The following is a 9,182-nucleotide window of genomic DNA, read 5'->3' on the forward strand; positions in this document are numbered from 1 at the left end:
CTGCTGCTCGGCGCCGTTGACGGTGGTGAACTCACCGCCGACCCACATGTACTTCGTGTCGCCCTTCTCCGCGACGGCCATGACGCGCGGGCCGATGCCCTCGCCGAGGCCGTCGTTGGTGTCGGGGAACCAGCCGAGCTTGCGCGGGCCGCGCACGAAGCCGTCCGCGGGGGCGGGGGCGGTTCCGGTGTGGTCCGTCGGCTGGGCCAGCAGGTGGTGGCGCTTGCCGTCGGGGAACTCCAGCTCGGTGGAGCAGTCGTGCGCGTGCGAGGAGCTGTAGAGGACGCCGTCGTACGGCAGCACCCACTGGGTGGCGCCGAGGCAGCGGTCGCGCCACTTCTCGCCGAAGTCGCTCAGGCGCAGGCCGATGCGGCCGTCGAAGACGCCGCCGCCGGACCCCTCGTTGCCCGTGTAGAAGCCGTTCTCGTCGGTGGCGATCGACTTGACGACCGAGTTCGACGGGATGTTGCCGTACGTCTTGGCGACCTTGCCGGTGGCGGCGTCCACCACGGCCAGGGCGTGCGTGTTGGAGCCGTTCACCGAGAAGAAGTCGCCGCCGAGCAGCACGTTCTTGCCGTCCGGGGTGACCGCGACGGCACGGCCCGGTTCGTCGGCGTTCGCGGTGAAGGGCTTCAGCGCACCGGAGGCGGCGTCGACCGCGGCGAAGCGCTCGCGGGTCTCGCCCTCGACGGTGTTGAAGTCGCCGGCCGCGTACAGGGTGTCGTCGGAAACGGCGAGGGCCCGCACGGTGGCGGGGAAGCCCGGGTGGAACGATGCCTTGGGGCTGCAGCTCTCGATGTCGATCGCCGCGAGGCTGGAGACCGGGGTGCCGTTGACGGCGCCGAAGTAGCCGCCCGCGTAGAGGGTCTTGTTGTCCTTGGAGACGACCAGGGTCCGCACGGTCGCCGTGCCCTCGCTGACGGTGAAGGCCAGCTTGCACGAGGTCGGGTTGCCCGTCGCGGCGTCGAGGGCGACGAAGTTCACCGCCTCCTGCTCGGCGCCGGAGCCACCGGCGGGCGGGCGGACCGCCGAGAAGGTGCCGCCCGCGAAGACGGTGCCGTTCGCCTGGGCCATCGCGAACACGATGCCGTTCGGCTGCCACGTGGGCAGGCTGTCGGCGGTGAACGCCACCGGCGGGGTGATGGCGGACGCCTGGGGCATCAGCACGAAGCCTATTCCGGTTCCGGCACCGGCCAGTGACAGGACGAGGGCGGCGGTCAGCCCTCTGGATCTACGCATGAACCCCCCAGGGCTATCGCCCGGTTCTATGGCTGGAACTATCCGAACAGCCGTATGTACGGACGCAGACTAGGGCTCACACGGGAGCCCGGTCATCTCACTTGACCCTTTGCACACCAAATCGGAATGAAGGGTTCAGCGGCGAGGGCGCACAGCGGACATACGGAAGATTCACCCTGGCCAGCGGCGCGAAATCGGCGCCGCTGGCCGGGGTGCGGCCAATCGTAGGCAAAATATAAGGCCTCAGCGGTCGATGCGGACCGTTACACCGGCCAGTTGGTCCTCGACCTGGCGGATGTCCGCGTCGACCATGATCCGCGCCAGCTCGTCCACCAGGACCGTCGGCTTCCAGCCAAGCAGCTCCTGCGCCTTGGAGGCGTCGCCGATGAGGGCGTCGACCTCGCTGGGCCGCTCGTACTTGGCGTCGTAGCGCACGTGCTCGTTCCAGTCGAGGCCCGCGTGGGCGAAGGAGGCCTCCAGGAACTGGCGCACGGTGGCGGCTACGCCGGTGGCGACGACGTAGTCGGTGGGCTCGTCCTGCTGGAGCATCCGCCACATGGCCTCCACGTACTCGGGGGCGTAGCCCCAGTCGCGGACGGCGTCGAGGTTGCCGAGGTACAGGTGTTCCTGGAGACCGGCCTTGATGCGTGCCACGGCCCGGGTGATCTTGCGGGTCACGAAGGTCTCGCCGCGGCGCGGGGACTCGTGGTTGAAGAGGATCCCGTTGACCGCGAACATGTCGTACGCCTCGCGGTAGTTCACCGTCGTCCAGTACGCGAAGACCTTGGCGGCGCCGTAGGGGCTGCGCGGGTGGAACGGGGTGTCCTCGTTCTGCGGCGGCGGGGTGGAGCCGAACATCTCCGAGGACGAGGCCTGGTATATGCGGGTGTCGACGCCGCTCGCACGGATCGCCTCCAGCAACCGCAGCGCGCCGAGGCCGGTCACGTCACCGGTGTAGAGGGGTGCGTCGAAGGAGACGCGCACGTGCGACTGGGCACCGAGGTTGTAGACCTCGTCGGGCTTGATGTCCCGGAGCAGGTTCACGAGCGCGACGCCGTCGGAGAGGTCGGCGTGGTGCAGGAAGAAGGACCGGTTGGCGGTGTGCGGGTCCTGGTAGATGTGGTCGATCCGCTCGGTGTTGAAGCTGGAGGACCGCCGCACGAGCCCGTGCACCGTGTAGCCCTTGGAAAGCAGAAGCTCGGAGAGGTAGGAGCCGTCCTGCCCGGTGACGCCGGTGATCAGTGCGGTCTTGCCCATGTGGGGTCCCCCCTGGGGATCGTTTCGGTCTGTTGTGGGTGAGGCGGGGCCTCGGAGATCGGCTTCGGGCCGGGACTGGATGCGTACCGTACACGGGGCGTGCCCTGCGGCTCCGCGCGGCGTGCACGGACGGCGTCAGGGCGGGACGGGGGTCGGTACGGACCGGCCCGCGCCCCGCGGGGGCGGACTGGCATCATCGGCGGTATGACAAGTTCGCTGCCGCTCCTGCCCCCGAACGCCCGTGTCTTCGTCGCGGGCCACCGCGGCCTCGTGGGCTCCGCGGTCGCCCGCCGCCTGACCGCCGACGGGCACGAGGTGCTCACCCGGGGCCGCGCCGACCTCGACCTGCGCGACGCCGCCGCGACCGGGGCGTACCTGAAGGACGTCCGCCCCGACGCGGTCGTACTCGCCGCCGCCAAGGTCGGCGGCATCATGGCCAACAGCACCTACCCGGTGCAGTTCCTGGAGGACAACCTCAGGATCCAGCTCAGCGTCATCGGCGGCGCGCACGCCGCCGGCGTCGGCCGGCTGCTGTTCCTGGGGTCGTCCTGCATCTATCCCAAGCTGGCCCCGCAACCCATCACCGAGGACGCGCTGCTGACCGGCCCTCTGGAGCCGACCAACGAGGCGTACGCCCTCGCGAAGATCGCGGGCATCGTCCAGGTCCAGTCGTACCGCAAGCAGTACGGGGCCTCGTACGTCTCGGCGATGCCCACGAACCTCTACGGCCCGGGCGACAACTTCGACCTGGAGTCCTCGCACGTGCTGCCCGCCCTCATCCGGCGCTTCCACGAGGCCGCCGCCGAGGGGCGCGAGGAGGTCACCCTGTGGGGCAGCGGCACCCCGCGCCGCGAGTTCCTGCACGTGGACGACCTGGCCGCCGCCTGTGCGCTGCTGCTGGAGCGCTACGACGGGGACGAGCCGGTCAACATCGGCTGCGGTGAGGACCTGACCATCAGGGCACTGGCCGAGACGGTCGCCGACGTGACCGGCTTCACGGGCCGGCTGGCGTGGGACACCTCCAAGCCGGACGGCACCCCGCGCAAGCTCCTGGACGTCAGCCGCCTGACCTCGCTGGGCTGGAAGCCGGAGATCGGGCTGCGGGACGGCATCGCCGCCACCTACCGGTGGTGGCTCGAACAGGGCGGGGCCGTTGGCGGTACGCGGAGCTGAACGCACGGGTGTTGCGGCTCCTCAGTACGCTCCGCGGCCGTCGACGACGGCGCGGAGCGTACGGCCCATCACGTCGACGTCACTGGTGAAGGACCAGTTGTCGACGTACTGGAGGTCGAGCTGGATCGTCTCGTCCCAGGACAGGTCGGACCGGCCGCTGATCTGCCACAGCCCGGTCATGCCCGGCCGCACGGTGAGCCGGCGCAGCTCGACCTCGTCGTAGCGGGCCACCTCCTCCGGCAGCGGCGGGCGCGGCCCGACCAGCGACATCTGTCCCGTCAGCACGTTGAGCAGCTGGGGCAGTTCGTCGAGGGAGGTGCGGCGCAACAGCCGGCCCACCCGGGTCACCCGCGGATCGCGCCGGATCTTGAACATCAGGCCGTCGTTCTCGTTGGCCCCGGCCAGCTCGGCCTTGAGCCGGTCGGCGTCCACCACCATGGTGCGGAACTTCCACATGGTGAACGGGACTCCGTCGCGGCCGATGCGCTGCTGGCGGTAGAACGCCGGGCCCCGGGAGCCGAGCCGGATCGCCAGGACGATGGTGAGGAAGAGCGGGGAGAGCAGCAACAGCCCGAAGGCGGCCCCGGCCCGGTCCAGGACGGACTTGAGCACGGGCTGGACGCCCCGGTTGACGGGCGGTGCGACCCGGAGCACGGCGAGGCCGCCCGCGGAGAGGGTCTCCAGCCGCTTGACGGAGACCTCCACCAGCCCGGGGAAGACGGCCAGTTCCAGCCCGGCGTCGTGCAGGGCCCAGGCGATGCGGCGCAGCCGCTCCCCCGCGATCCGGGCCCCGGGGGCGACGAGCACGAGGTCGGCGTGGTGACTGCGGACGGCGGCGAGGACGGCGGAGGCGTCGGCCGTCGGGGCACCGGAGGCGGCCCGGGCGTCGAGCCGGCCCGCGACGGGCACGCCGCTGTCGACCGAACCACTGCCGACCGGGACCACGCCCACGACGACGTACGGGTGGTCGGTGCGCGCGGCGAGGTGAGAGATGACGGAGTCGGCTGCGGCGGGCTCCCCTATCACGAGCACCCTGCTGACGGCCTGTGCCTCGCGGCGGGCCGCGGTGAGGTGGCGGTAGGTCAGCTTGTGGCAGGCCACGGTGATGAGGAGGGCCGGCAGCAGGGCGCCGAGCGCGGCGAGCCGTGGCGTGCTCTCCCCCGTCACCACCCGGGCAACGGCCAGGACACCGATGAGAATCAGCCAGTCGTGCACGACCGGCAGGACACCGCGGGACTCGCCGAGGGCTCGGGCCGCGTAACGGCGGCGCACCGCCTGCACCCCGGTCCACGCCAGAGCCGCCCCGACGGCGCAGTACACCGGCCGAGCCTGCTGAGCGGCGTCGAAGACGAGGCCCACGGGCAGGCCTGCGCCGAGGAGATCGGCGGTGACCGCGGCGGGCAGGTACCAGCGCGCTTTGTCGCCGATCCGCCTCACTGGCGCAGCAGCAAGCTCAGCCGCCGCTCCGGCCACTCTTTGCGCAGGAAAATGGACATGCCTCATGGGCCCCCCTGGCACGTGGTCTATGACACTCGCGCGTGTCCGCGGCTTCCCCAGGCCACGGACATCAGACGCACCGGGAAACAGTACGACAAACACTCTTAGGACAAGTGCCGAACCCCGGAACAGGGACTCTTGTTGCGCAAGCGTTAGCAAGCGGTACCAGTTGTTCCAGATTTCTGGCGCGTTACGGCCGCCCGCGAAGGTGAATGGTCCGGATACCGGATACGTCTGCTCGGTCAACGAACCGTTTCCGGCCAACATTTTGACGCGGCCCTGACATTGCAGCGGCCAGGTGGCACTCTTCGATCCGTTCATCGCACCGCCCTGCTCTGCCCGGCGGCCCACCCAGCCGTCCGGACCCCCCTTGCAGAAGGAGTCTGCGTTGAGTCCCACCCCCCACAGGCGTGTCACCGCGGCCGGCGCACTCGTCGCCGCTGCCGCGATGCTCGCCGTCGGCATCCAGGCCGGCACCGCGTCCGCCGAGGCCACCGCCTCCCAGGGCAGCGCCTCCGCGAAGTCCCTTCCGGGGGCCGCCCCGCTCCAGCTCAGCCCCTCCGAGCGTGCGACGCTCATCGCCGACGCCAACTCGACCACCGTGCAGGCGGCGAAGGCCCTCGGCCTCGGCGGCCAGGAGAAGCTGATCGTCCGCGATGTGGTCAAGGACGCCGACGGCACCACGCACACCACCTACGAGCGCACCTACGCCGGACTCCCCGTGCTCGGCGGTGACCTGACGGTCCATGCCAAGGGCGGCGTCACCAAGAGCGTCACCAAGGCCACCCACCACGAGATCAAGGTCGCCGACACCGACGCGGCGGTCACCCCCGCCGCCGCCGAGGGCCAGGCCGTCGCCGCGGCCAAGGAAGCGGGCTCCACGGAGGCCAAGCCCGCCAAGGACGCCCGCAAGGTGATCTGGGCGGCCGAGGGCGCGCCCGTCCTCGCGTACGAGACCGTCGTCGGCGGCCTCCAGGACGACGGCACCCCCAACGAGCTGCACGTGGTCACCAACGCCAAGACCGGCGCGAAGATCACCGAGTGGCAGGCCATCGAAACCGGCACCGGCAACACCATGTACAGCGGTCAGGTCAACCTGGGCACCGCGCAGTCGGGCAGCAACTACACGCTGACCGACACGAACCGCGGCAGCCACAAGACGTACAACCTCAACCGGGGTACCTCCGGCACCGGCACCCTCTTCTCCGGGCCGGACGACCTCTGGGGCAACAACCAGCCCACCAACATGGAGACGGCCGGCGCCGACGCGCACTACGGCGCCGCGGTCACCTGGGACTACTTCAAGAACGTGCACGGCCGCAACGGCCTGCGCAACGACGGCGTCGCCCCGTACAGCCGCGTCCACTACGGCAACAACTACGTCAACGCGTTCTGGAGCGACTCCTGCTTCTGCATGACGTACGGCGACGGCGAGGGCAACGTCAAGCCCCTCACCTCAACCGACGTGGCCGCGCACGAGATGACCCACGGCCTGACCTCGGTCACCGGCAACATGACCTACAGCGGCGAGCCCGGCGGCCTCAACGAGGCCACCTCCGACATCATGGCTGCAGCGGTCGAGTTCTACGCCAACAACCCCACCGACGTGGGCGACTACCTCGTCGGCGAGAAGATCGACATCAACGGCGACGGCACGCCGCTGCGCTACATGGACAAGCCGAGCAAGGACGGCTCGTCCAAGGACGCCTGGTACTCGGGTCTCGGCGGCATCGACGTGCACTACTCCTCGGGCCCGGCCAACCACTGGTACTACCTGGCCTCCGAGGGCTCGGGCGCCAAGGTCATCAACGGCGTGAGCTACGACTCGCCGACCTCCGACGGCCTCCCGGTCACGCCCATCGGCCGCGACGCCGCCTCGAAGATCTGGTTCCGCGCCCTGACCGTCGGCTACTTCAAGTCGAACACCAACTACGCGGCCGCCCGCACGGCGACCCTCCAGGCCGCCGCCGACCTCTACGGCGCCGGCTCGGCCACGTACAACAACACCGCCAACGCGTGGGCGGCCATCAACGTCGGCCCCCGCATCAACGACGGCGTCACGGTCACCCAGATCCCGAACCAGAACACCGTCGTCAACACCGCGGTGAGCCTCCAGGTCCAGGCGACCAGCACCAACCCGGGCGCCCTGAGCTACGCGGCGACCGGCCTGCCGGCCGGCCTGTCGATCAACTCCTCGACGGGTCTGATCTCGGGTACGGCCACCACCGCGGGCACGTCCAACGTGACCGTGACGGTGACCGACTCCGCCAACAAGTCGGGCACGGCCTCCTTCACCTGGACGGTCGGCACCAGCCAGCAGAACGTCTTCGAAAACACGAACGACTACCAGATCGCGGACAACGCGACCGTCGAGTCCCCGATCACGGTGACCCGCACGGGCAACGCGCCGAGCACCCTCAAGGTGGACGTGAACATCGTCCACACCTACGTCGGTGACCTCCGCGTCGACCTGGTCGCCCCCGACGGCAGCGTGTACAACCTGCGCAACCGCTCGGGCGGCAGCGCGGACAACATCGTCCAGAGCTTCACCGTGAACGCCTCCTCCGAGGCGGCGAACGGTGTCTGGAAGCTCCGCGTGGCGGACCTCGCCAGCCTCGACACCGGTTACATCAACAGCTGGAAGCTGACCTTCTGACCCTTCGGGGCAGGGTGGGGCGCAACGGCTGACACAGCACGGGGCCGTCCGGGAGGGATCCTCCTGGACGGCCCTGTTCCGTGCTCCGTGCCGCGACCCGGCCCCGTGGGCGGCCGGGTCCCGGTCAGAGGATGCTGCGGAAGGTGGCGTCGAACACGTCCGGCTCCTCCTCGTGGTGCTCCTCCTGGGGCTCCTGCTCCGGCATCTCCTGCCGGTGCTCCGGCATCTCCTGCCGGTGCTCCTCCCCCGGAGCCTGCTCGTCCTGCTCCTCCTGGGGCTGCTGCTCTTCCTGTGGCTGCTGCTCCTCCTGCGGCTGCTGCTCCTCCTCAGGCTGCTGCTCCTCCTCAGGCTGCTGCTCGTCCCGGGGCTGCTGCTCCTCCTCAGGCTGCTGCTCGTCCCGGGGCCGCTCGTCCCGGGGCCGCTCCTCCAGCGGGGCCTGGTCCTCATGCGGTTCGGGCCCGTCGTCCTTCGGGAGCGTGGACGTCGGCTGCACACCGCCCATGACGGCGTGCTCGGGACGGCTGGCGCTGTCGAAGCGGTCCTCGGCGAGGCGGTCGTCGCCGAACGGGTCGTGCTTGTCGTCCTTGTCCACGTGGACCGGCGTGAAGACCACCGAGCGGACCTCGACGTCGTAGACGACGTCCTTCGGCTCCAGCACCCGTTCCGGGCGGCCGTTGCAGCCGTCCTGCGAGAAGAGCGTCGCCCTCGACTTGGTGTTGTTGCGCACGGCGGTGGCCGGGTCGCGGCGCGAGGTGCCGGTCAGCTCGTAGCAGGTGTCGTTGTCCGCCGGGCGGATCTGCCGGCGCTCGCCACCGTTCCCGTCGTCGATGATGTAGTCGAGTCGGCCGAGGTTGGGCCGGTCGTCGAAGTCGTCGGCCAGCGACGGTCCGGCCAGCGGCACGGCGAGGGCGAGGGCTCCGAGGAACGCTACGGCAGCTGTGCGAAGACGCATGGGAAGGCAGTCCGTTTCTGTGGGGGCTGGGTGCCGGTCCGGTGGCATCCAGCGGGCAGCGTAGGAGCGATGACCACTGCTGAATCGGTTCGGCATGCGCGGCGGGCTCGCAGGTTCACTCGCCCGGCACGCCCCACGACCCCCATCCGGCAGGTGCTGGTGCTCCTCGGCGCGCCCGCTGCGTTCACCACCCGGCCCCCGGCGACGGGGCGACGGGGACGGTCCACGGATCCCCCGCCCGTCACCCCGTTCCTGACGGATCCCGTCCCATCCGGCGCCCCGTGTCCGTACGGCAGGGGCGGTGTGGCGGGGCCCCCCCCCCCCCCCCCCCCCCCGCGGCCCCGCCCGGGCCCGAACCCCACCCGAACCCCCCCCCCCGGCCGCACCCCCCCCCCCCGCAAATAAAAA

The 9,182-nt window shown here is 70.5% G+C and carries 5 protein-coding genes and 1 pseudogene; 2 read left to right on the plus strand and 4 right to left on the minus strand.

Translation table 11 applies throughout. The annotated features are described in order from the left end of the window. Together ACFV7Q_RS37085 and gmd are read right to left on the minus strand one after the other, a co-directional pair. Positions 1-1,239: pseudogene (locus tag ACFV7Q_RS37085) on the minus strand (LamG domain-containing protein); the annotation flags it as partial. A gap of 243 nt (positions 1,240-1,482) precedes the next feature. After that, positions 1,483-2,496: a GDP-mannose 4,6-dehydratase gene (gene gmd / locus ACFV7Q_RS37090; RefSeq protein ID WP_385435353.1), complete on the minus strand. Its 1,014-nt coding sequence runs from the start codon at positions 2,494-2,496 to the stop codon at positions 1,483-1,485. Between the two features lie 204 nt (positions 2,497-2,700). Here gmd and ACFV7Q_RS37095 point away from each other — a divergent pair, with 204 nt between their 5' ends. Then, entirely contained in the window at positions 2,701-3,669 is a 969-nt protein-coding gene (locus tag ACFV7Q_RS37095) for a GDP-L-fucose synthase family protein (protein WP_385435354.1), read from the plus strand. A gap of 21 nt (positions 3,670-3,690) precedes the next feature. On the opposite strand, the gene ACFV7Q_RS37100 is transcribed toward ACFV7Q_RS37095, so the two are convergent. Then, positions 3,691-5,172 (minus strand): sugar transferase, encoded by a 1,482-nt coding sequence (locus tag ACFV7Q_RS37100; protein ID WP_385435355.1) that lies wholly within the window; start codon positions 5,170-5,172, stop codon positions 3,691-3,693. Between the two features lie 382 nt (positions 5,173-5,554). Here ACFV7Q_RS37100 and ACFV7Q_RS37105 point away from each other — a divergent pair, with 382 nt between their 5' ends. Then, a complete protein-coding gene (locus tag ACFV7Q_RS37105; RefSeq protein WP_385435356.1) occupies positions 5,555-7,822 on the plus strand; it encodes a M4 family metallopeptidase in 2,268 nt (755 codons plus the stop codon). 124 nt (positions 7,823-7,946) lie between these two features. Here ACFV7Q_RS37105 and ACFV7Q_RS37110 read toward each other — a convergent pair whose 3' ends face one another. Next, a complete protein-coding gene (locus ACFV7Q_RS37110; RefSeq protein ID WP_385435358.1) occupies positions 7,947-8,774 on the minus strand; it encodes a hypothetical protein in 828 nt (275 codons plus the stop codon). Between the last annotated feature and the right edge of the window lie 408 nt (positions 8,775-9,182).

Origin of the sequence: Streptomyces sp. NPDC059851 (assembly GCF_042732005.1) — a bacterium.
Taxonomy (GTDB): Bacteria; Actinomycetota; Actinomycetes; order Streptomycetales; family Streptomycetaceae; genus Streptomyces.

Excerpts from the sequence above, each read along its gene's own strand:
- gmd (WP_385435353.1), bottom strand. The coding sequence starts at position 2,496 with ATGGGCAAGACCGCACTGATCACCGGCGTCACCGGGCAGGACGGCTCC.
- ACFV7Q_RS37095 (WP_385435354.1), top strand. The coding sequence starts at position 2,701 with ATGACAAGTTCGCTGCCGCTCCTGCCCCCGAACGCCCGTGTCTTCGTC.
- ACFV7Q_RS37100 (WP_385435355.1), bottom strand. The coding sequence starts at position 5,172 with ATGAGGCATGTCCATTTTCCTGCGCAAAGAGTGGCCGGAGCGGCGGCT.
- ACFV7Q_RS37110 (WP_385435358.1), bottom strand. The coding sequence starts at position 8,774 with ATGCGTCTTCGCACAGCTGCCGTAGCGTTCCTCGGAGCCCTCGCCCTC.